The following is a 26,635-nucleotide window of genomic DNA, read 5'->3' as shown; positions in this document are numbered from 1 at the left end:
TGTCAGCGTCCCTTCCATACGGGCTGCCGCTTCTCGGCGAATGCGGCGAGTCCTTCGTGGTAGTCGGCGGAGTTCAGTACGGAGTCGACGTACGGCTGCTGGTTCTGCCAGCTTGCCGCGTCCGTCCACTCCAGACTTTCGCGGACTATCGCCTTGCTCGCGCGCACCGCCACAGGGCCGGCCGCGGCGACCTGCTCGGCGAGTGCCAACGCGGCGGCTAGCGCATCGCCCGGCTCGGTGAGCCGGTTGACGAGTCCGAGTTCCCAGTACCGTTCGGCCGACCAGGTCGCGCCCGTCACGGCCGCCTCCATGGCCATGCGTACGGGATCCGTTTGGGAAGCCGGAACAGACCGCCGCCCATGGCCGGCAATCCGCGCTTGGCCTCGGGAAGTCCCATGGTGGCCTCATGTGAGGCGACGACGAGATCGCAGGCGAGGCACAGCTCGAGCCCACCGCCCACGGCGTGTCCCTCGACCGCCGCGATGAGCGGGGTGTCCGGCGGTTTCGCCATGATCCCGCCACCGCCGCGACGGTCGGTCCGACCGAGCTCGCCCCTGGCGGCGGCGACAAGGTCCTGACCCGCGCAGAACACCCCACCCGCGCCGGTAAGCACCGCGACCCGGAGCTCGTCGTCGGCATCCAGCTCGTCGATCACCGCCTCCATCGCCTGCGCGGTCGCCAGGTCGAACGCGTTCCTGCGTTCCGGGCGGTTGATCGTGATGACGCCGATCTGCCCACGCCGCTCGAACAACACCGGCTCGTTCATGCGGCCGCCTTCCGGTAGAGGGTGACGACTCCGGCACTGCCGAGTCCGAGGTTGTGCGCCAGCGCGACGCGGGCGCCGTCGACCTGCCGACCACCGGCATCCCCACGCAGTTGCCAGTTCAGCTCGGCGCACTGGGCCAACCCTGTCGCACCGAGCGGGTGCCCCTTGGAGATGAGGCCGCCGGACGGATTGACGACCCAGGTTCCGCCGTACGTCGTCGCACCCGCGTCGACGAGAGCCCCGCCCTCCCCGGCGGCGCACAGCCCCAATGCCTCATAGGTGAGCAACTCGTTGATCGAGAAACAATCGTGCAGCTCGATCACGTCGACCTCGTCCGGCCCCAGTTGTGCCTGCTCGTACGCCTGGTCGGCGGCCCGTCGGCTGACTCCCTGACCGACCACGTCGAACGCGTTGTCGTAAGCCCCGTCGGTGTCGGTGGTCAGTGCCTGACCCACGATCTCGCAAGCCTGATCGGCCAGGCCGTGCCGATCGACGAACTCCTCGGAGACCACGACGGCGGCAGCCGCGCCGTCCGATGTCGGCGAGCACTGCAGCTTCGTCAACGGATCGCAGACCGACGTGGACGACAGGATCTCCTCGAGCGAATACACGTCCTGGAACTGCGCGTTCGGGTTTCCGGCGGAATGGCGGTGGTTCTTCTCCGCAACCTTGGCCAGTTGCTCGGCGGTAGTTCCGAACTGCTCCATGTGGTCCAGGGCCGCGGCACGGAACATCTCCAACACGACGGGGGCGCCGGTCGGCTCCCGCAACCGGGCGGAGGCCTCGATGAACTTCTCGACCGGGTTCGTCGCCTGCGGATGTGCCGGGGTGCCGAGCGAGCCGCGTTGCATCTTCTCGAAGCCCAGCGCGAGCACGCAGTCCGCGAGGTTCCCGGCCACGAGCTGGCGTGCGTAGAAGAGGGCGGACGAACCGCTCGCACAGTTGTTGTTCAGGTTGAGCACCGGGATGCCGGTCATCCCCAACTCGTAGACGGCGCGCTGACCTGCGGTCGAATCGGCGTGCACGTAACCCACGCACGACTGCTCGACCTGGCCGTAGGCGATGCCCGCATCGGTCAATGCCGCGGTGGCGGCCTCCCGCGCGAGTTCGGGGTAGTTCGGGTCGGGCCGGCCGGGCTTGCCGAACTTCGTCATCCCGACCCCGACGACGAATACCCGCTTGGTGGTGCGATGTCCGTTGGTCACCGGGCTTCCTCCTCGTACTGGTCCCGCACCGCTCGGCGGAGCACCTTGCCGACGCCGCTCTTGGGAAGTTCGGTGCCGAACCGGACCCGGGTGACCCGTTTGACCGGCCCGAGTTTCTCCCGCGTCCAGGCAACCAAGTCCGATTCGCTCGCGGTGGCGTCCGGCGCGAGCACGACCAGCGCCATCGGGGTCTCACCCCACTTGTCGTGCGGAACCCCTACGACGGCCGCTTCTCGGACCGCGGGGTGCGAGGTGAGCGCGTTCTCCACCTCTGCGGGCCAGACGTTGAAACCGCCGGAGATGATCATGTCCTCCTTGCGGTCGGTGATGAACAGATATCCGTCCTCGTCCACGTAGCCCATGTCCCGGGTCAGGACCGAGCCGTCGGCGAGCTTGCGCGCACGGGTCGCGTCGGGATCGCGCCAGATCTCGGTGAACGCGCTCGGGTTGTCGAACGCGATCTCGCCGATCTCACCCTGCGGCAATGGGTCGCCGTTCTCGTCGACGATCGTCAGGCGCGTGTTGACGGTCGGCCTACCTGCCGAGCGCAGGTACTTGCCACCGTGGGCGGTGTGGTCCTTCGGGCCCAGGAAGGTCACCGGCGCACCCTCGCTCTGGCCGTACAGCTGCCGAAGGATGTCACCGAAGACCGACCGCGCCTCCTGCAACGCCGATTCGGTCATCGGGGAGCCCCCGTAGACCACGGCCCGGAGACTGCTCAGGTCGGTCGTCCGCGCAGCGGGGTGGCGAGCGGCGAGCTGCACCATGGTCGGCACGCCGAAGGTGAGTGTGCACCGATGGCGTTCGATCGCCTCGAGGAACGCCCCTGGCTCGAACGCGCGGAGGACCACGATGGATCCACCCGCCGCGATCACCGCTGGCACGGCCATGATCGTGGCGTGGGAAAGCGGCCCGCCGGCCAGATAGGTGTCCTCGGGGGTCAGCTCGGGCAGTATCGTCGCCATCTCTGTGCCGACGCCGGTCCACGCCTGGACCGAGTGCATGATGCCCTTCGGCTTGCCGGTCGTGCCCGCGGAGAACCGGATGACCTGCGGCACCTCGGGCGCCATCTCGATCCCACGGTCCTCGTCCGACGCGGCCGCCAGCAGCTCCTCGTAGTCGAGTGCGCCGGCAGGCGCGGCACCGTCGAGTACGAGGACGTGTCGCACCGTGTGGGCACGTTCGAGGTGCGCAGCGACGGCGTCGTAGTGCTGCCGCTGGACGATCAGCACGCTCGCACCGACCAGGTTCAGCAGGTACAGATTCGATTCGACGCTGTTGTGCGTGTACAGGGACGAGCGCACGTAACCGCCGAGCGCACTGCCGAGGATCAGCTCGAGTGCCTCGGGACTGTTGTCGGTCAGCGTGGCGACTCGTTCGCCTTGGTCGATACCGAGCCCGGCCAGCGCGTTGGCCAGCCGGCACGACCGCCGGTAGACCTGCGAGTAATTCTGGCTCGTGCCGTCGCAGATGATGGCCGGTCGCTCTGCGTGATGCTTGGCTGTCGTGCGGATGAGACGCGAAAGGTCCATCGCCAGCCCTTCCCGTGAGATGTCCGATTGCCCTGTCGCGCTGTGTGCGCAGGCTGTGCGGTCACGCTATGGGCCTCGATGACCAGCAACAATGGACCGAACTGACACCACGTGGTGGTGAGGCGGCACAACGGACCCGAATTACTACACCGGGTAGTAATTGTGGCGTGAGTTACGCTGTGGGCCTCGGAGAGGTGTGGCCGAACGACCGGAGGCAGCTGTGCCCGAGACATCACTGCGCGCCGACGTCTCATCGACGGACGGACTGGCGCCCAGCGACTCGCGCGAGCGCTGGCGCCAGATCGCCACGACCTATCAGTGCAGGATGACCTGCGAATTCCCGGACGACGACACCGGGGCGAGCACCCTGCGGCGGACGAAAACCGACCGCAATCAGGTGCTCGCCTGGCGCTCGCCGCGGGTGCGTTACCGCAGAACCTCCACGCACATGCGACAGGACGCTATCGACTCCTACATCCTCCTCGTGGCCGACTCCGGCACGGCCGACATCAGCGTCGACACCGGACGGTTGGCGGTGCACCCGGGCCACGGCGCGCTCGTTGCGACGACCCGGCCGTTCGACGTCACGCACACGCCTTACGCGGAACTTCGAGCGGTCACGGTCGAGCGCCGCACGATTCGGCAACGGCTGAGCACGGTCGACGACCCCGTCATCCCGCTCGACCTGATGGGTGGGTTGGGCGGCATCGTCCAGGACACCCTCGACAGCACGCTACGCGTGGCCGATCAGCTGTCCGCGCACGAGTTCGACGCCGTGATCGACCGATTGGTCGAGCTGGTGTGTGTTCTCGTCGAGACCGACACGATCGGATCCGGTGACCACCTCGGCGAGCTCGAGGCAGCCATCCGTCGCCATGTACGCGACAACGCGCAGGATCCGAATCTCAACAGTGAACTGATCGCCGGCGCACTGGGGTGGTCGGTGCGGCAGATCCAGTCGGCCCTACAGCGTTCCGGGACGACCTGCCGCGAGCTGATCAAACAGGAGCGGTTGTCGATCGCCCACGAGCGGCTGTCCAGTCCGGCGTACCGCGGCATGTCCGTCACCGAGCTCGCGTACCACTGCGGCTTCTCCACTCCGGCCAGGTTCAGCACGGCGTTCAAGGAGCACTTCGGAATGACTCCTCGGGATCTACGTGCAGCCGGCGCATCGAATGTGCCGCGCACCCAGACGTAGCCCGTCGGTGTCAGTCCTTTCCGGACGGTTGCGTCCCGAGCTCGGCAGTTGTGATCAGGCGGTGTCCTCCGAGCGGGCGGGTCCGTCCGGGTCGACGGGGACGCGGCTCGGGTCGCGGAAGACTTCTTCGGCGATGACGCTGGTGGCGCCGCGGGCGGCGGCGGTGAAGCCGAACGCCGAGGCCGCGATGCGGCAGATCGCCGCCTCCCCCGCCACGGCGCGGTTGCGGAGTTCGCGCATCGCGGTCGGCACGACGTACGGCGCGACCGTGGCGAAGTAGCCGCCGAGCACGACCTTCTCCGGGTTCAACATGTTGACCACGATCGACACGCCGACGCCGAGCCAGCGGCCGATCTCGTCCAAACCCGACAATGCCTGCGGGTCGCCGGATTCGGCCCGCTCCCGCAACGCCTGCGCCAGGTCCTCCGGGTCGAGCGCCTCCCCCGCCAGGTCCGGCGCAGCCGTGCGGACCGCCGCCATCAGGCCGATCCGCGTCTCCAGACACCCGATCTGCCCGCAACCGCACCGCGATCCGGACGGGTCGACCGGGATGTGCCCGATCTCGCCGCTGAACCCGTCGGCGCCGCGCAACAGCCGGCCGTCGGCGACCAGGCCCGCGCCGACACCGGTCTCGCCCGTCAGGTAGACCAGATTGGACAGATTCGACGCCGCATCGTTCTCGCTGCCGAACTCGGCCAGCGCCGCCAGGTTGGCCTCGTTGTCGACCGCGACCGGAACGTCCGTGCCGAGGTCGAGACGGCGGCGCAGCCAGTCCGCGATCGGCACGTCCTGCCACGGCAGGTTCGGCGCGTACCGCACCGTCCCGCTGGGCACGTCGACGAGACCGGGCACCGCCACGCCGACACCCGCCAACCGGGCCCCCGCCTCGCTCGCCTGCGCGATCGCCTCCTCCGCGAGCCGCGCCAGCTTCGCTACCGACTCCTCGCGCCCGCTGCCACCGCGTCGAACCCCACCCGCCGGTCGACCAGCACCCGGCCGGCCAGATCGACCCCGCGAACAGCGAGGTAGTGCGCGTTGACCTCCAACCCCAGCGCCGCCACCGCGCCGCCGTCCAGCTCGAGCAACCGCCCTGGCCTGCCGACACTGCCCGCCTGCTGCGTGCCGCCCTCCCGGACGAGCCGCCGTTCGATCAGCTCGGCGACCAGGCTCGACACCGTCGCCTTCGTCAGTCCCGTCCGTGCCGCGACCGCGCGCGCGAATGGGTCCCCGGTTGCCGGATCTCGCCGAGCACGCGCGCCAGGTTGCCCCGCCGCACCCCGGCCTGGTCCCCACCCCCGATCCGACCGACACCGGCGACACCGCTGTCGCCCGTGGTCTCGTTCGCGCCCACCCATACCCCTCTCGAATAAAGCCGTCTCTCAAACTAACTCAGCCGATCACTGCCCGCCGCCGCGCGGCCGGACTCGCCGGCACAGCTGGCGACCAGGTACGGCCGACACGAATCACGTGCCCAGCGTATTGACAGCCCCACCGGTGTCTGTGACCCTCCTCTCACCCTAATTAGTACATCGCCTGAACTAATGACGATGGTGGCGCCGAACCCATCGACCGGGGCCACCACCGAGCATCTCGACAAAGGAGTCGCATGCATCCCTGGCATGACCCGACCCGCAGTACCGACGAGCGGGTCAAGGAACTCATGGCCGCGATGACGCTCCGGGAGAAGATCGCGCAGCTGGGCAGCGCGTGGATCAGCGCGGACAACGACGGCGACGTGGCACCCATGCAGGACGTCTTCGCGGGCGGCACCGACGAGCAGACCGCGCTCCAGCACGGCATCGGACACCTGACCCGGGTCTTCGGCACCGCACCGATCTCCCCGGACGAGGGCCGCCGCGTCCTCGCCGAACGCCAACGGCACCTGATCGACAACACCCGACTCGGCATCCCGGCCATCGCGCACGAGGAATGCCTCACCGGATTCACCACCCTCGGCGCCAGTGTCTACCCGACACCGCTGGCCTGGGGCGCCACGTTCGACCCGGACCTCGTCGAGCAGATGGCCGCCGCCATCGGCCGCGACATGGCCGCCGTCGGCGTCCACCAGGGGCTGTCGCCGGTGCTCGACGTCGTGCGCGACCACCGGTGGGGCCGCGTCGAGGAGACCCTCGGCGAGGACCCGTACCTGGTCGGCATGGTCGGCACCGCCTACGTCCGCGGCCTGCAGTCGGCAGGCGTGGTGGCCACGTTGAAGCACTTCGCCGGGTACTCCGCCTCGCGCGGAGCCCGCAACCACGCCCCCGTGTCGGCCGGCCCGCGCGAACTGGCCGACGTGATCCTGCCGCCGTTCGAGATGGCGGTGCGCGAGGGCGGCGCCGGGTCGGTCATGAACTCCTACACCGACGTCGACGGTGTCCCGGTCGGCGCCGACGAGACGCTGCTGACCAGAATCCTGCGCGAGCACTGGGGATTCGACGGCGTCGTCGTGTCGGACTACTGGTCGATCAGCTTCCTCGAGACGATGCACCGCGTCGCCGAGGACCCCTCCCGCGCCGGGGCGTTCGCGCTGACCGCGGGCATCGACGTCGAACTGCCCGACACCCGTTGCTACGGCGACACCCTGGACCGACTGGTGCGCGAGGGCGGCATCGCCGAGGAGCTCGTCGACCGCGCGGTGCGGCGCGTGTTGCGGCAGAAGATCGAACTCGGCCTGCTCGACGACGGCTGGCGCCCCGAACCCGACACCGAGACGGCGGTCGACCTGGACCCGGACTCCAACCGGACCCTGGCCCGTCGGCTCGCGGAACGGTCGGTCGTCCTGCTGGCCAACGACGGGGACGCGTTGCCGCTGGCCGCCGACAACGGCTCGATCGCGCTCATCGGACCGTGCGCCGACGACCCGCGGGCGTTCCTCGGCTGCTACTCGTACCCCAATCACGTCCTGCCGCGGCACCCCGAGCTCGGACTCGGCATCGAGGTGCCCTCTCTCGCCGACGCGCTGCGCGCCGAACTGCCCGGCACGTCGATCAGACACGAGCGGGGCTGCCCGATCACCGGCGACGACCGGTCCGGGTTCGCCGCGGCGACCGAGGCTGCGGCCGAGTCCGACCTGGCGGTCGTCGTGGTCGGCGACCGCGCGGGCATGTTCGGCGGCGGGACCTCCGGCGAGGGTTGCGACGCCCCGGACCTGGCATTGCCCGGCGTGCAGGCGGACCTGGTCGCGGCGGTGCGGTCCGCGGGCACGCCCGTCGTGCTGGTCGTCGTGTCGGGCCGGCCGTACGCGCTCGGTGGCCCGGCGGACGGTGCGGCAGCGGTGGTGCAGGCGTTCATGCCCGGCGAGGAGGGCGGCTCCGCGCTCGCCGGCGTCCTGTCCGGCCGCGTGACCCCGTCCGGGAAACTGCCCGTGCAGGTTCCCGCCGGGCCCGGCGCGCAGCCGAACACCTACCTGCATCCGCCGCTCGGCGGGTCCAGCGACGGCATCAGCAACCTCGACACCACGCCGTTGTTCGCGTTCGGGCACGGACTGTCGTACACCGAGTTCGGCTACGACGAGCTCACCGTCGACGCCGAGTCCGTGCCCACCGACGGGGAACTCGAGATCTCCTGCGTGGTGCGCAACAACGGCGACCGCGCCGGCACCGAGACCGTCCAGCTGTACCTCGACGATCCCGTGGCGCAGGTGGCCAGGCCCGTGACGCAGCTGGTCGGGTTCGCCTCGGTGCCGCTCGAACCCGGCCAGTCCCGGCGCGTCACGTTCCAGCTGCACGCCGACCGCACCGCGTACACGGGCCGGTCGGGCGAGCGCATCGTCGAACCCGGCGAGATCCACCTGATGGTCGGCGGGTCCAGCGCCGACGTGCGCCTGCAGCGCACCGTGCACCTCACCGGCGAGACCCGCTACGTCGGGTCCGACCGCCGGCTCACCACCCCGGTCCGAGTGGCGTAACCGCCGATATCCGAGGGAGAGGAACCCATGCCACTCGTCACCCCACGAGACCTGCCCCGGGCCGAACCGGGCGAGGTACTCGTCGAACCGCCCACCGAGAAGGCGCGGCCACTGCTGATCAGCGCGATGGCCATCGCCCAGCTCGGCCTGTTCCTGGCGTTGATGACACCGATCATGGTGAGCCTGGCCATCAAGGTCCAGACCATCGTTCCGGAGGAACGTCAGGTCACCGCGCTCGGCATCGTCACCAGCATCGGCTCGATCGCCGCGATGCTGGCCAACCCGATCTTCGGCCGCATCAGCGACCGCACCACGAGCCGGTTCGGCCGGCGCCGTCCGTGGCTCGTCGTCGGAATGTTCGGGCTCCTCGTGAGCCTGCTGATCATCGCGCTCGCCCAGAGCGTCGCGATGGTCACAGTCGGCTTCTTCCTGGCCTCGATCTTCGCCAACGCCGCACTGGCCGCGTTCGTGGCCACCGTCGCCGACCACGTGCCGATGTTCCAGCGCGGCCGGGTCAGCGGCCTGATCGGCATCATGCAGAACGTCGCGCCGATGCTGGGCACCTACGTGGCCCGGATGTTCACCGAGAACATGCTGGCGCTGTTCATGATCCCGGGCATCGTCGGCTTCGCATGGTGGGCGTGCTGGTGCTGCTGCTGCCGGACCGGCCGCTGCCGAAGCGCCCCGCGCGTCAGACGGGGTGGAAGATGACCCTGAAGACGTTCTGGGTCAGCCCGCGGCAGCACCCGGACTTCGCGTGGGCGTGGCTGTCGCGGTTCCTGCTCACGCTCGCCTCCTACATGTTCACGACGTTCCGTTTGCTGTACCTGCAGCACGAACTGTCGTTGACCGCCGCCGAGGCGACCGAGGTGATGGCCACCGGCGTGCTGATCTACACCATCGCCGTGATGGTCGGCGCCCAGAGCGCCGGGTGGCTGTCCGACAAGCTACGGCGGCGAAAAGCGTTTATCGCACTGTCCACTCTGGTCTTCGGTATCGGCATGCTGATGCTGATCTGCAGCAGTTCGGTCGGTGACTTCTACCTGGCCGAGGCCGTGCTCGGGCTCGGCTTCGGTGTCTACATGGGAGTCGACCTGGCACTGGTGATCGACGTGCTGCCCGACCCGGAGAACGCGTCGAAGGACCTGGGCGTGTTCAACATCGCCATGTCCGGACCACAGGTCATCGCCCCGGCGATCGGCGCGGTGTTGGTCAATACCGCCGGCGGCAACAATTACAGTCTCTTGTTAACCGGCGCGGCCGTCCTGTGTGTCATAGGGGCGATCGCGATCCTGCCGGTCAAGAAGGTCCGCTGACCCGCAACGGAGACATGAGAACGGGGCCCTGCACCGAGTTGTCGGTGCAGGGCCCCGTCGTGAGCCTCGTCAGGTTCCGGCCGCTCAGCCTCCGAGGACCGCGGCTTCCTTGGCCAGCCGCTCGATCGTCGCGAAGTCGCCCGAGGCGACGGCGTCCTTCGGCGTCAGCCAGGTCCCGCCGACACAGCCCACATTGGACAGCGCGAGGTAGTCCGGCGCGTTGGCGACGGTGATCCCGCCCGTGGGGCAGAACGTCAGGTTCGGCAGGGGGCCGCCGAACGCCTTCAGCGCCGCCGGGCCGCCGTTGGCCTCGGCGGGGAAGAACTTCAGCGTGTCGAGACCCCGTTCGGCCAGGCGCATCGCCTCCGACACGGTCGCGACGCCGGGCAGGAACGGAAGCCCGGTCGCGGTGACCGCGTCGAGCAGCGGCTCCGTGCTGCCGGGGGTGACCAGGAAGCCCGCGCCCGCGTCGGCCGCCTGCCGGGCCTGGTCGGGCGTGATCACGGTGCCCGCACCGACGACGATGTCGGGCACCTGCGTGGCGACGTTCTCGATGGCCGCCAACGCGGCGGGGGTGCGCAGCGTCAACTCGATCGCGCCGATCCCGCCCGCCAGCAACGCACGTGCGACGTCCGGTGCGACGTCGGCGTCGTCGAGCACCACGACCGGCATGACCGGCGACAGGTCGAGCAGTTCCGAGCTGGTTGTCACGGCGTTCCTCCCACGTGGGCCTCGGGTGTCGTTGTGGTGACGCCGAAGTGGGCGGGCGTCACCGGGCCGAAGACGCCCGCCCCCGCGTCGGCGGGACCGACGTTACGGCGCAGCGCGGCGAACAGCTCACGGCCCGTTCCGGTCCATTCTGTCTCGTCCGGCGCGCCGTCGGCAGGCTTCCGCGCGGCGAGTTCGGCCGGGTCGACGTGAACGTCCAGGCTGCCGGCCTCGCTGTCCAGCCGGACCACGTCGCCGTCGACGATCCGTGCGAGCGGTCCGCCGGCGGCGGCCTCGGGCGTGAGGTGGATGGCTGCCGGGATCTTGCCCGACGCCCCGGACATCCGGCCGTCGGTGAGCAGCGCGACGTGGTGGCCGCGGTCCATCAGCACGCCGAGCGCGGGCGTGAGGCCGTGCAGCTCGGGCATGCCGTTGGCGTGCGGACCCTGGTTGCGCAGGACCACCACGACGTCGCGGTCCAACTCGCCGGCGCGGAACGCGGCGTCGAACTCGGCCTGCGTGCCGAACACGCGCGCGGGCGCCTCCACGAGGCGGTGCTGCTGCGCGACCGCGGACACCTTGATCACCGCGCGGCCCAGGTTTCCCTGCACCATGCGCAATCCGCCGTTGTCGGCCATCGGCCGCGACACGGGGCGCAGCACCGATTCGTCGAGGCTGTGGTCGGTCGCCTCGCGCCACGTGAGCCGGTCGCCGTCGAGGATCGGCTCCTTGCGGTAATGCTCGAGGCCGCGGCCGGCGACGGTGCGCACGTCGCGGTGCAGGAAACCCGCGTCCAGCAGCGTGCCGACGAGGAACTGCACCCCACCGGCCGCGTGGAAGTGGTTGATGTCGGCGCTGCCGTTGGGATAGACGCTGGCCAGCAGCGGGACGACGGCGGACAGGTCGGAGAAGTCGTCCCACGTCAGCTGGATCCCCGCGGCCGCCGCGATGGCGACCAGATGCAGCGTGTGGTTCGTCGAACCGCCCGTGGCCAGCAGTGCGACCAGGCCGTTCACGACGGAACGCTCGTCGACGACCTCGCCGAGGGGCGTGTACTCCTCGCCGCGCGAGATCTCGACGATGCGCCGGCCGGCCTCCTCGGTCAGAGCCTTGCGCATCGGCGTTCCCGGGTGGACGAAGCTGGCGCCGGGCAGGTGCAGGCCCATCACCTCGACGACCAATTGGTTGGAGTTCGCCGTGCCGTAGAACGTGCACGTGCCCGGCGAGTGGTACGACGCGGACTCGGCCTCGAGCAGGTCCTCGCGCGTCGCCTTGCCCTCGGCGTACAGCTGGCGAACGCGCGCCTTCTCCTTGTTGGGCAGGCCGGACGTCATGGGGCCCGCCGGGACGAGCATCGCCGGCAGGTGGCCGAACGACAGGGCCCCGATGAGCAGCCCGGGCACGATCTTGTCGCACACGCCGAGCAGCAGCGTGCCGTCGAACATGTCGTGCGACAGCGCGACACCGGTGGCCATCGCGATGACGTCGCGGCTGAACAACGACAGTTCCATGCCCGCGCGGCCCTGCGTGATGCCGTCGCACATGGCGGGCACGCCGCCGGCGAACTGCGCGACACCACCGGCTTCGCGCGTGGCTGCCTTGATCCACTCCGGGAACTCGTGCAGCGGCTGGTGGGCCGACAGCAGATCGTTGTAGGCCGACACGATGGCGATGCCCGGCTTACGCAGGCCGCTCATCGCGAGACGGTCCTCGCCGGCGCAGGCCGCGAAGCCGTGGGCGAGGTTGCTGCAACCCATCGCCGCCCTGGCGGGGGCCGCCTCCGCGGCGGATCCGGCGGCCGAGATGCGGGCCAGGTAGGCGGCCCTGCTCTCGCGACTGCGTTCCGTGATGCGGGCGGTGACTTCGTCGACGACGGGGTGGACGTTCTCTGGCGCGTGATTCACGAGCGTCTCCGGTCGGTTGGGCGCTGTCCTCCGTGAAACTGACACGATACAGAAGCACCGACCTCGGATCAAAATCGATTCAGTAATCGTGCGGAACCCTGGGACGAACGGAGCCCTGCACCGATCGATCGGTGCAGGGCTCCGTCTTCCGGGGCCTTCCGGGCCTTCCGGGCCTCGTGTGCGACCGCCTAGCGCAGGCGCAGGAACTCGAGGTGGCGTTCGTACTGGTCGACGACGTCGTCGATGAGCTGCGCGTGGCTGTAGTCCATCACGTCGTAGCCCTGACCGCCCTCGTCGAGGTGCACCTCGACCTGCGCGTACGTCTCCCGCTCCGGCTCACTCGCCTGCGCGTACGCGGGAACCGGAACCTCGCGCACGCACAGCCGATAGCGGAACGGGTGCTCGCAGTCGAGGTCGGTGGTCAGCTCGACGCACTCCTCGCCGCGGTCGTCGACCGTGCGGCGCGTGCTCGCCGAGACGTCCTGCCCGCGCAGCTCGCCGGCCAGCTCCTCCAACGCCGGCACGCCGATGGTGTCGACGTATCGCCGCGCGGCGTCGGCGTCGGGCAGCGACAACGCGCGGTTGAGCCGCAGTCGCCACGGCGCCGGTCCTGGCGCGTCGGCCGACGTCCGACCGGACAGCCAGCCGCGCAGGTTCTGCCTGCTCGCCTCGGTGCGGAGCGTGTCGACCCGCAGCGCCCGATACAGCCCGATCATCACCAGCACGACCACGATGCTGAACGGCAACGCCATGATGATCGTCGCGCTCTGCAACACCGGAACACCGCCGAGCATCAACATCGCCGCCGTGAGCACACCGGTCGCGAGCGCCCAGAAGATCCGCGGCGCCATCCCGCGTCGGCGAGCGGATGCCGCAGATGCGACGTCAGGTTCGCCATCACCAGCGCACCCGAGTCGGCGGACGTGATGTAGAAGAGCAGACCCACCACCGTCGCCAGCAGGCCGATCACGGGGAACAGCGGATAGTCCTGCAGCAGCGTGTAGAAACCCTGCTCCGGCGTGTTCATCGCCAGCTGGCCGAAGTCCGCGTCACCGCTGCGGATCCGGTCGATCGCGCTGTTACCGAAGATCGACACCCACATGACGATGTAGCTGAACGGCAACACCAACGTGCCGCCGATGAACTGGCGGATCGTCCGGCCGCGCGAGATGCGCGCCAGGAACATGCCGACGAACGCCGACCACGTGATCCACCAGGCCCAGAAGAACAACGTCCAGTCGCTCAGCCACTGATCGGGCCGGTCGAACGCGAACGTGTCCAGCGTCATCCCGGGGAACAGGCTGACGAAGTCGCCGACGTTCTGCACCAGGCCGTCGATCAGCAACCGCGTCTGCCCGGTCACCAGCACGAACGCGGCCAGCAGCACCGTCAGCAGGACGTTGGCCTGCGCGAGCCGCCGGATACCGGCGTCGATACCGCTCACCGCCGACAGCGTCGCCACCACGACGGCCAACACGATCAGGCCGACCTGCGCCGGAACACCCTGCGGAATGCCGAACAGCAGCTCCAGGCCGAAGTTCAGCTGCACGACGCCGATACCCAGCGCCGTCGCCACACCGAAGATCGTGCCCAGCACCGCGGCGAGGTCGACGCCGTGGCCGATCGCGCCCTCGATACGCCGGCCGAAGATCGGGTACAACGCGGAACGCACCGCCAGCGGAAGATTCCGCCGGTAGGCGAAGTAGCCGAGCGCGATACCCATCAGCGTGTACAGACCCCAGCCGCTGATGCCGTAGTGGAACATCGTCCACACGCTGGCCTCGTTCGCCGCGTCCACCGTCTCGCCGTTGCCGACCGGCGGATCCAGATACTGCGTCACCGGGCCCGCGACGGCGTAGAACATGACGTCCGTGCCGATACCCGCCGCGAACAGCATCGACGCCCACGCGAACGTGCCGTACTGAGGCTTCGAATGCGCCGGCCCCAGTTTCGTGTGGCCGTACTTGGAAACCGCCAGGAACACCACGAACACCAGCGCGGCAGTGGCGAGCAGAATGTAGAACCAACCGAACCCGCGGGACGTCCAGTCCACCATGGATCCGATGACATCCGTCGCGGAATCCGGCGCGAACATCACCCACAGTGAGATCGCGACCACGCCGATCGCCGACCCCAGGAAAACCGGACGTTTCAGCCGCGTCGGCTCCTTGCCGACCCCGCCGCCGGTCGTCGAACTGTCAAGCACAGGGACGGACCCTTCGCTCATGTCGAATACTCCCGAGTGGTTTCTCGATGTCGACCACCACGCTGGGAATTCATCGCCCGTCTTCGCAGACTCAGCTTTCGAAAGACCACGGAGTCCTTCGCGCAGACAGGGCCTGGCGATCGTCAACCCGACCCGATGCCGGCACCGGCGCGGCAGCCATCGACATGGCACCTTAAGCGGAAGTGTACGGATGTACAACCCCTGGGGAGAGCCAGGTCACCGTCCCGGCACCGGCCGGGGTGCGGGGCAGGGACCGGGGTGACCTCGGGTTCGCGGCCCGGGTGACGTGGGCGCGGAGCGGCGGCTCGGTGCGGGGCTCGGTGCAGGGTGTGGGGGTTCTTCGGGAGGCCGTGTCAGCAGCTCACGTCGCCGTGTTGGCAATTCGCGGCGTCGTGTTGGCGACTCGCGACGTCGTGTCAGCGTTCTGCGTCGCCGTGTCAGCACTTCACGGCGTCGTGTTGGCGTTCTGCGTCGCCGTGTTCGCACTTCACGGCGTCGTGTTGGCGATTCGCGACGCCGTGTTGGCAACCTGCGTCGCCGTGTTACCAACTCGCGACGCCGTGTTGGCGTTCTGTGTCGCTGTGTTGGTGTTCTGTGTGCGAGATTTGCGATTCGGCGGGTGGCAGTGGAGATGCCTCGCCGGCGGGCAGGTCTCTGGGATGTTCGGGCGGCGTTGCCGCGGCGAAGTGTCATCCCGTCGACCTCCGGTTTCGTTTATCACACTGCAGTCAGGGCGCAAGGTTTTGTTTCTTGGTTCCTGATGGTTTCGGGTTGCGCCCTGACTGCAGTGTGATGGTTGCTGTTTAGGTCGACGGGATGACGCTTCACGGGGCGGTTCTGTGGGTGGGATGGTTGGCGGATTTGGCCTTGCTTCGCTTCGGCGGTTGGCGGTATTTGGGGTGGAGGTCGTGGGGTTACTTTTCGTGGTGGGTCTTCGTCATGCTTTTGGGTGGTGTTTGTCGCTCAGTTGTTCGGTACTATGGGCCACGTGAGAGATGTTGAGGGGATTGTCGACGAGACTCGGTCGGTGCTTGCTTTGCGGGCTCGGGCTGACGCTGCTGAGGTGTCGTTTCTTGCTTCGCTCGACTCCGGGTCGTCGTCCGATTCGATGGAGCGGCGGTCGTTGGCTGAGGCGTTGGCGCCTGAGCTTCGACTGTCTCCGCAGGGTGTGTTGGATCGGATTCATACCGCGCTTGCTTTGACTTATCGGATGCCTCGGCTGCTTGCCGCTATGCGCTCCGGTCAGGTTGATCGGTATGGCGCCGAGCGGGTGCTCAATGCTGTCTCGCCGGTTTCTGATGCTGATGCTCTTGAGGTTGACCGGTTGCTGGAGGAGAAGCTGGCTCGACTTTCCTTGACGGCGTTGCAGCCACGGAACATGGCTTGGCACGCTTCGCAGATCGTCAAGCAAGTCGACCCTGGTGCCGAGACCGCTGCCGCTCGCATGGCGCACGAGGGTCGCAAGGTCACGCTCGACCACGGCGTCTACGCCCAGTCGCGCCTGTCAGCCGACCTTCCCTCCGACGTTGCCTCGGCCGCCTACGCGCGCGTCGACGCCATGGCCCGCAAGCTCCGGCTGGGCGACTCGTCGCGCAACCTGGACCAGCTTCGAGCCGATGTGTTCGCTGACCTGTTGCTGGGCAACGATCCTGGCGTTCAGGTTCCGCAGTCGGCCGCGATGGTCTACCTGCACATGCCGATCGACACCGCCCTGTCCATGTCCGAGACCGGCGCTTCGATCGACGGCATCGGGCCGGTCCCCGCTGCTTACGCCCGCGAGATCATGACCAACCCCAAGTCGATCTGGCGGAAGATCCTCTGCGACCCGACCACCGGCAACCCCGTTGACCTGGGACGATCCTCATATCGTCCGAATTCGACGATCCGGAAGGTCGTCGAAGTCCGCGACCGGATGTGTGTCGTCCCGTGGTGCCGACGTCCCGCCCGGCACTGCGACTTCGACCACCAGAAGCAGTGGGCCAAAGACGGTGGCTCAACCTCGACGAACAACGCCGCTCCGCGCTGCCGTAAACACCACCGGCTCAAGAACGCACCCGGCTGGATCCACCACTACGACCCCATCCACGGCACGTCCTCGACGACAACACCCCTCGGGGTCACCTACACCGACAAGCGTGAAACCGTCCTGCCACCACGATCGCCCGAAACCGGCAACGCCACCGACCCCGAACCGCCACCGTTCTGACGGCTACGGCTACGGCTACGGCGCCGTCGCCGTCCTCGCCTGCGCCGCCATGGCCTCGATCTGCGCCGACCACGCCTCCGCCAAACCCTCCACCAGGCCGGCCGCCTCGGCCGTGTCCGGGTGACGCAGACGCACCGTCACACCGTCGTCGGTGCGCGCCAACCAGATCTGCAGCTCGTCCGTCGGCGCCGTGGCCGACACGTGGTGCGGCGCGCGCACCTCCTCGTCCAGACCCACCCGGCGATAGTCACATACGACACCATGAACGCATCCCGCCTCGGCCACACCAACGGCCTCGGCAACGACGCCAACACCTGATCCAACGGGGCAGCCGACGCGTGCTTGGCGGCCGCCACGTTGGCCGCCGTCGTCGCGACATCGGTCGTCATCGCCATCGGGACCGTCGTCGTGAACCAGCCGACGGTCGACTCGTCCCGCACACCATTGCGCGTATGCACCGGCACCAACGTCGGCGTCGACTCCGGGCCGCCCAACGCACGGACCGCGCGTGCCAACGCCGTCACCAAACCGGCGAACGTCGAACCGCCCGCCTCGGCCGCACATACCGACAACGCCGCCACCGTGGCCGCATCGGCGAGCGGCCGACACTCCGTACGCTGCGATGCCACCTCACCGTCGGCCACACCCAACGACAACGGAAACGTCGGCAGCCGAAAGTCCCACTCCCCCAACATCCTGTGCCACAAAGCCAACCGCTCGTCGCCGTCCGACAACGGCGGCTGCGCCGACCACTCCGCGACCCGCTCGACGAAACTCCCCGCAGCCGGCAGCGCATCGGCATCGCCGCGATACGCGGCATGCAACTCGCGAGCCACGATCGCCACCGAATGCGCATCGCCGTGCACATGGTCGAACCCACACACCACAGTGGACACATCGGGCCTCGACACGGCCGCCAACACGAACGCCGGATACGACACCGGCGAACACTCCCGATCCAACAACGCCCGCAACCGACCGACCGTGTCGGCCGACGACATCGGCAGCCGCGACGAATCCACCGTGCACGACAGCGCCCGCGGATCGTGCCGCACCGCATGCACATCGCCACCGGCCACAGCATCGTCACCGTCGTCCCAGCGCACCTCGCACTGCAACGTGCTGTGCCGACCGACCAACGTCAGATACGCCGCCGTCAACGCATCGACATCGACCGGACCGGGCACCTCGAACGTCGACGCCAACCACACCGTGCTCCGGCCGGCGCGCACCCCGCCGAGATGGTTCCGCTGATTGACCGACAACCCCACCGGAACACCCTCGTCGGCGACATCCACCCGCCATGAGATCAACTCACCCGGCGCGACCCGCCACCGATCCGCCGCCGTCACCAGCACCGGTCACACCCCGACCTCGAGCGGCCCCGCATGCCGGCGACCGACTCCCGCAGGATCTCCCTCAGCTTGTCGTGATAGCGCGCCACCGAGTCCGCGGCCACCGGATTGTCCGGAACCTGCGCCAACAGATACAACCGCTCGGCATCCCGGTTGATCCACAACGACGCGTTGGCCGTCCGGCCGAGACCCGGGAAATGCACCCCGTTCCGCTCGGCCTCCGTACCCACCCGCGGGAACCTGCGCAGATCCAAATAGGACAACAGCTGCGGACTGCCGAGCTCCTCGGGACTGCACACTCCGCCGGTCACCAACGTCTCCAGCACCACATTCACCGGTGTCACCGCCAACCCGCGCGCCTGACGGAACGCCGCCTGCGCACGCGCCACCAACTCGCCGAAACCCGACGCCGACGCGACGTCGAACTCCACCGGCGCGAACGCGCAGAACCAACCCTGCGACCGCGCATACGGCCCCCGGTCCCGCGTACTCAACACCGTCACGCCGAAGTATCGCTCCCGGCCGGCCAGCGCATGATCGGCGGCCGCCACGGCCGCGAACACCCCACCGGTCGCCCGGCCGCCCGCATCGGCACACACCCGGTCGAACGCGTCGACCTCATCGCCCTCCAGCAGCGTCATCGTGCGGACGACGACCTGCCCCTTCTCGCCGTCCTCGAGCCCGAGCGGCAACGGGAACGTCGGCAACCGCGCACCGTTGTCGGCGACCATGCGGACCCACTCGGAGACCTCCGGCGAATCGGGGCCGTACTCCTCGGCCGCGGCGCGTTCCTCCTCCGCATAGGTGGGAAAACCGCCCACCTCGTCCGCCGCCGGCAGGCCCGCGCCGTCGGCGCCCGCGACCTCGGCCGCGTACAGATCGGCCAGATCGGACGGCAGCATGAGCTGCGACGCGCCATCGGTGAAGGCGTGATCGCAGCCCCAGAAGACACCGAACTCGTCGGCCGCCTCGACGACCCCGAACGCGAACCCCGGCCACGAGCCGGGCGTGCACTCCGTGTCGAACCGGTCGGTCAGGTACTCCGACAACGCGGCATGCCACGTCCCCGACTCGCCCACCGTGAGCTCGTCCTCGACGATCTCGAACTCGATCGACTCCGGCGGCACCAGTCGGCGCACCGGATTCGGCGCGCTCACGTCGAACCACGTGCGCAGTCCGGCGTGCATGGCCAGGAACCGGTGCAGCGCCCGGGTCATCGCGTCCCTGTCGAGCGCCCCGGAAACGCTGGTGGCCACACCGGTCCACGCCCGGTGCGTGCCGCCGTTGCGCAGCAGGTTCCGGTACGCCGCCAGATGGTCGGTCTGCAGGATCGACGGCGCGCCCGGGTCGACGGGTGCCGCCGCGGCGGCCGCCGACGACGATTCCGTGGGCCGCCACCGCAGGATCCGCCCGGGGGCGGGCGTGAACTCGGTGATGTCGCCGAGAATCATGCCCCGACCACGGCCTCTGCTCGATCGGCCTCGGTCACGTGCTCGGCGCCGACCGATTCGGCCAGCGCCTCGCCGAACGCGGCGATCAGGCCCTCCGTCGCGGCGAGGGCACCCTCCGTGCCTGCACAACGCGCCGACACGTTGATGCCGTGTTCCGAGTGGATGATCCACAGGTACAGCTCGTCCCGGCTGCTCTCGGGCGCCCGCAGTGCGCGCGCGTTCCACTCGGTCCAGCGAGCGGCCCCCGGGACCTGCCGGACGTCCACGTAGGACACGACGAAACGCGGTTCAGCGCTGATGTCGAGCAGTTCGGACACCCGCGCGAACGACGTCTTCGCGCAGCCGCGCACGCTCGACACGCCCGCGCGCGCCCGGCCGACGTCGTCGGCGAACGAGTCCGTTCCGGACAGTTCGAACTCGACCGGGCACAGGCCGACGTACCAGCCGACGGCGTCGGCATGCCTGCGATCGTGCCGCGTGTGCATCGGCACCACGAAGCGCACGCGGTCGGAGCCCGTCCGCGTCGACACCGCCCGGCCGAGCGCGGCCAGCACGCCCGACTGGGTACCGGTGCCGAGTCCCGAGCAGAACTGTTCCACCCGACCCGAGACGTCCGGACCGGCCGCCCACCGGGACAACGAATGCTGTTTGCCGGCAACGGATGCCGCGCTCGCGGGCAGGGCGCCGTACGCCGGGAAGCCGTCCTCGGCGAGGTAGTCGGCCCACGTCCGCACCGCCGGATCGTGCTCGGTGATGACGGCGTCCAGCGACCGCGCGGCGGCGCTGTGGTCGACGTGACTGCCGACGTCCACCGCGGCCAGCGAGGCATCCGAATCGCCGGCCAGTGCGCTCGTGTACAGCGAGGCGAACTCGCGGAACCACAGCAACTGGGAGTAGGCGTCCATGACGCTGTGATCGGCGCCGAAGGCGACGGCGAACGACTCACCGTCCGCTTCGCAGACCGTCGCGAACAGACAGTGCGGCCACACATCGGCCGCGACCGAGGCGAAGAAGCCCGCGATCTCGTCGTGCGCATCGGACGCCGAGACCGACCCGACGACCCGCGGTTCGACGTCGACAGCGTCCACGTCGGACTCGAGGTCGATGGAGTAGCGCTGCCAACCGGTATCCGGGTCGCCGTGCACGGTCGTGCGCAGCACCTCGTGCCGCGCGGTCCAGGCGCGCAACGCGCGGCGCAGCGCACCGGCCTCGTAACGCATCGGCACGCGCATGACCGAGCCGATCCACGAACCCGGCTGGGCGTCCGCCAGATGGGCCTCGTGGTCGTGGGACAACGCGCGCGGATCCATGCGCCAGGCATCATCGGCGCAGGTGGGGGTCCATACCGTCAGCACACCATCGGGCAACGGGTAATCAGCGAGTTCCGTGTACTCCATCGGTCTCCCTGAGCAGTGGGGACGGGCAGTTCGGGCGGGGTCTTTCGGGGGTCTTTCGGGCACAGTGTTCGGCAGAGGTATCGGACCGGGGAGAGTTCGAGACGCGTCGTAGCGACGCAATACGTATAGGGGAAGCCCGTTAGTGGGAACAAGGCGACCCTGGCGTGTCTATGATCACCGTACGCTACGGTTCATTTTCGTCGTCACTCCGCCGAAACTGCTTCGCATACCCCTGAGGCCAGTGCTGTCCGATCATCGAAAGGACCTGCCCTCATCATCGCGCGCCTCCAGTTCCCGGACGATCTGTTCCTGCGCAGGCACGACGCGGGGAAATCTCCGGCTGTCAACCAGTTCGCCTGGTGTTTCGACCGTCCTGTGCCGGAATCGACCGTTTTGCGCCTCCATGCCGCGCTCGCCGATGGGGCTCTGGCTCGGCGGGCCGATCGCGCCCGGATTCCCACTGCGCGGGATCGCTGGTCCTATTCGGAAACCTCGCAGACACCACATTTCGAACCTGAAAAAGTTTCGCCCTCAAATGTTTCCTCGTGGTTACACGAGCGCGTGACCGGCGAATTCGCCCCTCGCGCCGGCACCGCGTGGCAGCTGTCCGCGGCCGACACCACCGACGGCGGCGGAGTGCTGTCCCTCGTGTGCGCCCACGCGATCGCCGACGGCGCCGCGATGGTCGACGCGATCGTGCGCGCCAACGGCGCCGCATCCGGCCTGCCCGTCGATCCCGCGCCCGGTATCGCCACCGCCGTCCGCTCGGACCTGCGCGACGCCGCCGGACAGCTGGCCACCGTCGGCCGCTGGGTCGTCAGCGCTGTCGTCACCGCCGTGCGGTCCTCGCTCCGGAAGGCCCGGGCCTCCCCCGACACGGCATCCCCCGCCCCGGCGTCCCCCTCGACGGAATCCCCCGCGGCGGCGTCACCCACCGCGGTCGAGGAGCCCGCTCCGGTCGGTCACCGCTGGTCGGTTCCGCACGTCGTGGCCGAATGCGATTCCGCCGTGTTCGCCCGGATCGCGAAGTCCCACGGCGGATCGACGAACACACTGTTCTCGGCGATGCTGACGCGCATGACCGCGGCCACCGGCGCCGATCCGATCCCCGTCGCGCTACCGGTCAGCGCCCGCAGCGACGACGACGTGCGCTCCAACACCACCCGGATCGCCCAGGCCGCCTTCCCCGCCGACGCACTGGCCGGCCGGGATCTCGGGACACTCAAGGACGAGTCCAAACGCGCCTACCGCGCGCTCGCCGCGGCCGGCCCACCACCCGTTCCGTTGGCGTTGCTGCAGATGCTGCCCGAGTTCGTGCTCCGGCGACTGCCCGTGCCGCCGGCCGCATCGGTGCTGGCCTCGAGCATCGGCACCGTGCCGGACGAGTTCCGCACCATCGGCGACCTGACGGCGACGGCGATCGCCGCGAGCGCCCACTACCCCGGCATCGGGCCCGACGAGCTCGCGTCCGTCGGACGCGGGGTGATGGGCTGGCTGACGGACGCGGGTTCCCGCACCACCGTGTCGGTCTGCGGACTCGACCCCGCCGCGTTCCGCGACCGGACGGCACTGTCCGAAGTGGTCACCAAGGAGTTCGCCGACTGGGGCATCGAGGTCCGACTGTGGTAGCCGAAGCCATAACCGAAGCCCTGCCGAAAACCCCGGTGCCGAATGCCCCTGCCACCTCAGGCCGCGGCGACGATGTGCTCGGCCGCGGTGGACACGGCCGTGTCGGCCGGGATCATCCGTGCCGACAGGCCGCGAGCGCGCCCGGCGACCTCGTCGGTGCACAGTTCGGCGACCGCGTCGCGCAGCGACCCCGCGTCGAGCCGCGAGAACGGCATCCACACGCCGACGCCGCGGCCGGCGAGGAGCCGGCCCCACATCGGCTGATCGGCACTGAACGAGCACACGACCGACGGGATGCCCGCGCGCACGGCGGCGGCGGTCGTGCCCGCTCCGCCGTGGTGCACGGCCACCCGGCAGCGCGGCAGCACCGCGGCATGCTCGACGGAGCCGACCAGCCGCACCCGGTCGTCGTCACCGGTGGGGCGCACGTCGCTCCATCCCGCGGCGACCAACGCCCGCATCCCCAGTTCGCGGCACATCCGGTGCACGGCGTCGAGCAGCGCGTCGGGGTCGCGGACCGGCATGCTGCCGAATCCGATGTAGACGGGCGCGGATCCGGCATCGAGCCACGCAAGGAGTTCGGCGTCCGTGGAGTCGGCACCGGGCAGGTCCAACGAACCCACGAGCGGACGGCGCGGCCCCCATTCGTCGGCGAGTCCGGGAACGAGCACGGGGTCGTAGGCCTGGATCTCCATGGCGCCCCGGTCTCGGAGTCTCCGGGGCAGGTCGACGGCCGTGGGTCGCAGGCCGAGTGCCGCGCGCTGCCGGTTCTCCGCTCCCTTGGTCAGCCGCCAGCGGACGGCCTCGCCGGCGCGCCAGGCCACGCGGCGCAGGGCCGGATGCCGCGCACCGAGGGGAATCAGTGGCACCGTCGAGTTCGCGCGCACGGGCGCATAGTGCAGCGCGGCGAACGCGACGTCCCGGGCCTCGGCCACCGCCGAGCCGACCTCCTGGCCGAGCAGGCCGGTGACGATCACGTCGGCGTCGGCGGCGAGGTCCACGACGCCACGGCGCAGTTCGTCCCAGCCGTGCGCGGACACCGCCGCCAGCCCACGCACCCGGCGCACCGGATTCGCCGAGCGCATGTCACGGCGCACCAGCTCGGATGTCAGCAGGTCGCGGCTGTCGACGCCGACGGCCACGGCGTCCAGTCCGAACCCGCGCGCCAGGTCGACCAGGTTGGGAGCCACCCCGAGCGCGACGTCGTGGCCCTGCGCGCGCAACCGCGCCGCGACGGCCAGTCCGGGTTGGACATCGCCACGGCTGCCGACCAACGCGACAGCATCCTTCTCCGGTTCACGAGCAACACCGTATGGGGTGAGGAAATGCCCGAAGTAGACAATGTGGCCACCACCGCAGCCGTGCGGGTCCGCGGACTCGTCAAGACCTTCGGCGAGCACCGTGCGGTCGACGGCGTGGACCTCGACGTCCCGATCGGTTCCGTGCACGCGTTGCTCGGCCCGAACGGCGCGGGCAAGACGACGACGGTCCGGCTGCTGGCGACACTGCTCCGGCCGGACGACGGCGAGGCGAGCGTCTTCGGCCTCGACATCGCGACCGAGGCCGCCGCGGTGCGCAGGAGGATCGGCCTCACCGGCCAGTACGCCTCGGTGGACGACGCCCTCACCGCCACCGAGAACCTGGTGATCTTCGGCAGGCTGCTCGGCCTGCCGCGTCGCCGCGCGCGCACGCGCGCAGCGGAGCTGCTGGCGGAGTTCGACCTCGCCGAGGCGGCGAACCGGCCGGTCACCGGGTTCTCCGGCGGGATGCGGCGCAGGCTCGACCTCGCCGCGAGCCTCATCGCCCGGCCACCGCTGCTGTTCCTCGACGAGCCGACGACCGGACTCGATCCGCGCACCCGCAACGCGTTGTGGGAGACCACGCGGCGGCTCGTGGCCGACGGCACCACCGTCGTGCTCACCACGCAGTACCTCGAGGAGGCCGACCAGCTCGCCGACCGGGTCACCGTGCTCGACCACGGCGCGGTCGTCGCCTCGGGCACCCCGGACTCGCTGAAGGATTCGCTCGGCCGCTCGTCCCTGCGGGTGCGCCTGCTCCACGGCACCGACCTCGACGTCGCCCGCGAGACGCTGACGTCGGTGTTCGGACCGGGCATGGAGACCGATGTGGACGGTCTGGGTCTGTCGATCCCGGTGGCCGACCCGTCCGTGGTCGCCGACGCCGCGATCGCCCTGCGCGGCCGCGGCATCGGGCTCAGCGAGATCGCCGTCGTCCGCCCCTCGCTCGACGACGTGTTCCTGACCCTGACCGGAAACCCCGACACGGAACCGGCGGTGGTGTGACATGACAACGCAGGCCCCCATGACGCAGGCACCCACCACGACGCAGGCCTCCTCCACGCAGACTGCCGCCGCGTTCGCACACGTCACGCAGTCGTTGACCATGGCCTACCGCGGTCTGCTGCGGATCAAGCACGATCCGCAACGGCTGTTCGACGTCGTGTTCCTGCCGATCGTGGCGACGCTGTTGTTCGCGGGCGTGTTCGGCGGAGCGGTGTCCGGTTCGGTCGAGGACTACCTGCCGATGCTCATTCCCGGTGTCATGGTGCAGATCGCGGTCACGGCGTCGGTCGTCACCGGGGTGCAGCTGCGCGACGACATGGACCGCGGCGTGTTCGACCGGTTCCGCACGATGCCGATCAGCCGGATCGCCCCGCTCGCCGGTTCGCTGCTGGCCGACATCGTCCGTTACGTGCTGGCCACGTCCATCACGATCGGCGTGGGCGTCGTGCTCGGATTCCGCCCGGAGTCGTGGCCGGGGCTGATCGCCGGGTGCGTCTTCGTCATCGGTTGCGCGTTCGCGTTGAGCTGGATCTTCGCGTTCATGGGTGTGGTCATGAGCAGCGCGTCGGCGGTGCAGGGATCGTCGATGCTCGTGCTGATGCCGTTGTCGTTCCTGTCGAACGCGCTCGTGCCGATCGAGACGATGCCGAGTTGGATCAGCTGGTTCGCCGAGATCAACCCCGTGTCGCACCTGGTCTCCACCGTGCGTGCACTGTCCGAAGGGGACGGTCTGACGGCGTCGGCGGGCTGGTCGCTGCTCGGTGCCGTCGTCGTGCTCGCCGTGATGGTGCCGCTGACCGTCCGCGCCTACACCGGCCGCGACTGAACAGGAGTCCGATGTCCGCGACCAATCGCCTCACCTACGACGACGACCTGTTCCTGCGCTCGGCACGGGTCCTCGGCATTCCCGTGGTGAACCAGACCGTGTGGCGGTTCCCCGAGCCGATCGACCCGGAGCGCGTCGACGAGCTGGCGGCCACGATGGCAACGGGACGACTCGGCCGGCTCGTCGCCCGCAGCCGTGTACCCGCGCCCGCGACCGCTGGGTGCGCGCCCCGCGCGCCGAACCGGCGTTCCACGAACCCGAACCGATCGACCCGGCCGGCGTCCTCGGCTGGGCGCACGCGCAGGCCGACATCGACCTCGACCCCGAGTTCGGCCCGGCCTGGCGGCTCTCCGCGGCGCGCACCACCGACGGCGGGTCGGTGTTGTCCCTCGTCATCTCGCATGTCGTCGGCGACGGCGGGGTGCAGCTCGGCGCGGTGCTCGACGCCGTGCGCGGCGAGGACAACGGCCGCCTGCCCGTCGACGATCCCGACGCCCTGCGCGTGCGCCTGCGCGACGACCTCGCCGACGCGGCCGGTCAGCTGCGGCGCGCGGCCGGCGGCGTCGCCGCGGCGATCGCCGCCCGCGGCACCGGAACGCTGCCGCCGGGAACGCAACAGGCCTCCGTGCGCGACGGCGGTCTCGGCGACCCGGGCGACGCCCCGTTCCGGCCGCCGTTCGTGGTCGTCGACTGCGCCGCGCCGAC

22 protein-coding genes and 1 pseudogene are annotated in these 26,635 nt (G+C 69.6%); 8 read left to right on the top strand and 15 right to left on the bottom strand.

The features are described from left to right. Nucleotides 1-2: 2 nt before the first annotated feature. From BJF85_RS22725 to BJF85_RS22715, 3 genes and pseudogenes are all read right to left on the bottom strand, one after another. Nucleotides 3-766, bottom strand: a pseudogene (locus BJF85_RS22725) (crotonase/enoyl-CoA hydratase family protein). Beyond that, the gene (locus BJF85_RS22720; protein WP_255375860.1) at nt 763-1,971 is read right to left on the bottom strand and encodes a lipid-transfer protein; all 1,209 of its coding nucleotides are present in this window, start codon (nt 1,969-1,971) and stop codon (nt 763-765) included. Before BJF85_RS22720 ends, BJF85_RS22725 begins: the two are co-directional and overlap by 4 nt. Continuing rightward, the gene (locus BJF85_RS22715) at nt 1,968-3,503 is read right to left on the bottom strand and encodes a class I adenylate-forming enzyme family protein (protein ID WP_075850040.1); all 1,536 of its coding nucleotides are present in this window, start codon (nt 3,501-3,503) and stop codon (nt 1,968-1,970) included. The genes BJF85_RS22720 and BJF85_RS22715 overlap by 4 nt, the downstream gene beginning before the upstream one ends. A 220-nt stretch (nt 3,504-3,723) precedes the next feature. On the opposite strand from BJF85_RS22715, the gene BJF85_RS22710 reads away from it, so the two are divergent. Continuing rightward, the gene (locus BJF85_RS22710; protein ID WP_075850039.1) at nt 3,724-4,701 is read left to right on the top strand and encodes a helix-turn-helix domain-containing protein; all 978 of its coding nucleotides are present in this window, start codon (nt 3,724-3,726) and stop codon (nt 4,699-4,701) included. Nucleotides 4,702-4,755: 54 nt separating this feature from the next. Here BJF85_RS22710 and BJF85_RS29215 read toward each other — a convergent pair whose 3' ends face one another. The 3 genes from BJF85_RS29215 to BJF85_RS30675 are packed head-to-tail and all read right to left on the bottom strand — an operon-like array spanning nt 4,756 to nt 6,052. Continuing rightward, nucleotides 4,756-5,628 carry an ROK family protein gene (locus BJF85_RS29215; protein ID WP_255375882.1) on the bottom strand — a complete coding sequence of 291 codons (873 nt, stop codon included), beginning with the start codon at nt 5,626-5,628 and terminating at the stop codon, nt 4,756-4,758. A 5-nt stretch (nt 5,629-5,633) separates the two neighbouring features. Further along, the gene (locus tag BJF85_RS30680) at nt 5,634-5,876 is read right to left on the bottom strand and encodes a hypothetical protein (protein ID WP_255375881.1); all 243 of its coding nucleotides are present in this window, start codon (nt 5,874-5,876) and stop codon (nt 5,634-5,636) included. An 11-nt stretch (nt 5,877-5,887) separates the two neighbouring features. Then, entirely contained in the window at nt 5,888-6,052 is a 165-nt protein-coding gene (locus BJF85_RS30675) for a hypothetical protein (RefSeq protein ID WP_255375887.1), read from the bottom strand. A 255-nt stretch (nt 6,053-6,307) separates the two neighbouring features. On the opposite strand from BJF85_RS30675, the gene BJF85_RS22700 reads away from it, so the two are divergent. The 3 genes from BJF85_RS22700 to BJF85_RS29200 are packed head-to-tail and all read left to right on the top strand — an operon-like array spanning nt 6,308 to nt 9,924. Next, entirely contained in the window at nt 6,308-8,608 is a 2,301-nt protein-coding gene (locus tag BJF85_RS22700; protein ID WP_075850038.1) for a glycoside hydrolase family 3 N-terminal domain-containing protein, read from the top strand. A 27-nt stretch (nt 8,609-8,635) separates the two neighbouring features. Beyond that, nucleotides 8,636-9,319 carry an MFS transporter gene (locus BJF85_RS29205; protein WP_075850037.1) on the top strand — a complete coding sequence of 228 codons (684 nt, stop codon included), beginning with the start codon at nt 8,636-8,638 and terminating at the stop codon, nt 9,317-9,319. Then, nucleotides 9,316-9,924 (top strand): MFS transporter, encoded by a 609-nt coding sequence (locus BJF85_RS29200; RefSeq protein ID WP_222844638.1) that lies wholly within the window; start codon nt 9,316-9,318, stop codon nt 9,922-9,924. Before BJF85_RS29205 ends, BJF85_RS29200 begins: the two co-directional genes overlap by 4 nt. Before the next feature lie 84 nt (nt 9,925-10,008). Here the strand turns inward: BJF85_RS29200 and eda are convergent, their stop codons facing one another. The 4 genes from eda to BJF85_RS22675 all read right to left on the bottom strand — a co-directional run bounded on the left by eda (nt 10,009) and on the right by BJF85_RS22675 (nt 14,742). Beyond that, the gene (gene eda, locus BJF85_RS22685) at nt 10,009-10,635 is read right to left on the bottom strand and encodes a bifunctional 4-hydroxy-2-oxoglutarate aldolase/2-dehydro-3-deoxy-phosphogluconate aldolase (RefSeq protein ID WP_075850035.1); all 627 of its coding nucleotides are present in this window, start codon (nt 10,633-10,635) and stop codon (nt 10,009-10,011) included. After that, on the bottom strand, nt 10,632-12,536 hold the full coding sequence (gene edd, locus BJF85_RS22680; protein WP_075850034.1) for a phosphogluconate dehydratase: 1,905 nt from the start codon (nt 12,534-12,536) through the stop codon (nt 10,632-10,634). The genes eda and edd overlap by 4 nt, the downstream gene beginning before the upstream one ends. A gap of 188 nt (nt 12,537-12,724) precedes the next feature. Beyond that, on the bottom strand, nt 12,725-13,387 hold the full coding sequence (locus BJF85_RS31700) for a BCCT family transporter (RefSeq protein ID WP_369822271.1): 663 nt from the start codon (nt 13,385-13,387) through the stop codon (nt 12,725-12,727). Beyond that, nucleotides 13,330-14,742 (bottom strand): BCCT family transporter, encoded by a 1,413-nt coding sequence (locus BJF85_RS22675; protein WP_369822269.1) that lies wholly within the window; start codon nt 14,740-14,742, stop codon nt 13,330-13,332. Before BJF85_RS22675 ends, BJF85_RS31700 begins: the two co-directional genes overlap by 58 nt. Nucleotides 14,743-15,742: 1,000 nt before the next feature. On the opposite strand from BJF85_RS22675, the gene BJF85_RS22665 reads away from it, so the two are divergent. Then, entirely contained in the window at nt 15,743-16,969 is a 1,227-nt protein-coding gene (locus BJF85_RS22665; protein WP_075850112.1) for an HNH endonuclease signature motif containing protein, read from the top strand. A 137-nt stretch (nt 16,970-17,106) separates the two neighbouring features. On the opposite strand, the gene BJF85_RS22655 is transcribed toward BJF85_RS22665, so the two are convergent. Genes BJF85_RS22655 through BJF85_RS22645 form a run of 3 tightly spaced genes read right to left on the bottom strand, consistent with a single transcriptional unit; the run spans nt 17,107 to nt 21,172 of the window. Next, nucleotides 17,107-18,327, bottom strand: a complete 1,221-nt coding sequence (locus tag BJF85_RS22655; RefSeq protein ID WP_075850031.1) for a condensation domain-containing protein — start codon at nt 18,325-18,327, stop codon at nt 17,107-17,109. Further along, entirely contained in the window at nt 18,318-19,775 is a 1,458-nt protein-coding gene (locus BJF85_RS22650) for a condensation domain-containing protein (RefSeq protein WP_075850030.1), read from the bottom strand. Before BJF85_RS22650 ends, BJF85_RS22655 begins: the two co-directional genes overlap by 10 nt. Then, nucleotides 19,772-21,172 (bottom strand): condensation domain-containing protein, encoded by a 1,401-nt coding sequence (locus BJF85_RS22645; RefSeq protein WP_083666636.1) that lies wholly within the window; start codon nt 21,170-21,172, stop codon nt 19,772-19,774. The genes BJF85_RS22650 and BJF85_RS22645 overlap by 4 nt, the downstream gene beginning before the upstream one ends. A gap of 561 nt (nt 21,173-21,733) precedes the next feature. Here BJF85_RS22645 and BJF85_RS28215 point away from each other — a divergent pair. Next, complete coding sequence (locus BJF85_RS28215; RefSeq protein WP_075850028.1) at nt 21,734-22,801, top strand: hypothetical protein; 1,068 nt, start codon at nt 21,734-21,736, stop codon at nt 22,799-22,801. A gap of 56 nt (nt 22,802-22,857) precedes the next feature. Here BJF85_RS28215 and BJF85_RS22635 read toward each other — a convergent pair whose 3' ends face one another. Next, nucleotides 22,858-24,075: a glycosyltransferase gene (locus tag BJF85_RS22635; RefSeq protein WP_075850027.1), complete on the bottom strand. Its 1,218-nt coding sequence runs from the start codon at nt 24,073-24,075 to the stop codon at nt 22,858-22,860. A gap of 51 nt (nt 24,076-24,126) precedes the next feature. Between BJF85_RS22635 and BJF85_RS22630 the strand changes: the two genes are divergently transcribed. Next, nucleotides 24,127-25,104, top strand: coding sequence for an ATP-binding cassette domain-containing protein (locus BJF85_RS22630; RefSeq protein WP_075850111.1), 978 nt, complete (start codon nt 24,127-24,129; stop codon nt 25,102-25,104). A 1-nt stretch (nt 25,105) separates the two neighbouring features. Next, nucleotides 25,106-25,930, top strand: coding sequence for an ABC transporter permease (locus BJF85_RS22625; protein WP_075850026.1), 825 nt, complete (start codon nt 25,106-25,108; stop codon nt 25,928-25,930). A 34-nt stretch (nt 25,931-25,964) separates the two neighbouring features. Here BJF85_RS22625 and BJF85_RS26845 read toward each other — a convergent pair whose 3' ends face one another. Next, nucleotides 25,965-26,546 (bottom strand): hypothetical protein, encoded by a 582-nt coding sequence (locus BJF85_RS26845; RefSeq protein ID WP_083666635.1) that lies wholly within the window; start codon nt 26,544-26,546, stop codon nt 25,965-25,967. Between the last annotated feature and the right edge of the window lie 89 nt (nt 26,547-26,635).

Source organism: Saccharomonospora sp. CUA-673 (assembly GCF_001942305.1).
In the GTDB taxonomy this organism is placed as follows: Bacteria; Actinomycetota; Actinomycetes; order Mycobacteriales; family Pseudonocardiaceae; genus Prauserella.
This window is presented reverse-complemented; position numbering and strand designations above follow the sequence as displayed.

Excerpts from the sequence above, each read along its gene's own strand:
- BJF85_RS31700 (WP_369822271.1), bottom strand. The coding sequence starts at position 13,387 with ATGGCGCCGCGGATCTTCTGGGCGCTCGCGACCGGTGTGCTCACGGCG.
- BJF85_RS22715 (WP_075850040.1), bottom strand. The coding sequence starts at position 3,503 with ATGGACCTTTCGCGTCTCATCCGCACGACAGCCAAGCATCACGCAGAG.
- BJF85_RS22700 (WP_075850038.1), top strand. The coding sequence starts at position 6,308 with ATGCATCCCTGGCATGACCCGACCCGCAGTACCGACGAGCGGGTCAAG.
- BJF85_RS22630 (WP_075850111.1), top strand. The coding sequence starts at position 24,127 with ATGCCCGAAGTAGACAATGTGGCCACCACCGCAGCCGTGCGGGTCCGC.
- BJF85_RS22625 (WP_075850026.1), top strand. The coding sequence starts at position 25,106 with ATGACAACGCAGGCCCCCATGACGCAGGCACCCACCACGACGCAGGCC.
- BJF85_RS29205 (WP_075850037.1), top strand. The coding sequence starts at position 8,636 with ATGCCACTCGTCACCCCACGAGACCTGCCCCGGGCCGAACCGGGCGAG.
- BJF85_RS22665 (WP_075850112.1), top strand. The coding sequence starts at position 15,743 with ATGGGCCACGTGAGAGATGTTGAGGGGATTGTCGACGAGACTCGGTCG.
- BJF85_RS29200 (WP_222844638.1), top strand. The coding sequence starts at position 9,316 with ATGACCCTGAAGACGTTCTGGGTCAGCCCGCGGCAGCACCCGGACTTC.
- BJF85_RS22650 (WP_075850030.1), bottom strand. The coding sequence starts at position 19,775 with ATGATTCTCGGCGACATCACCGAGTTCACGCCCGCCCCCGGGCGGATC.
- BJF85_RS22645 (WP_083666636.1), bottom strand. The coding sequence starts at position 21,172 with ATGGAGTACACGGAACTCGCTGATTACCCGTTGCCCGATGGTGTGCTG.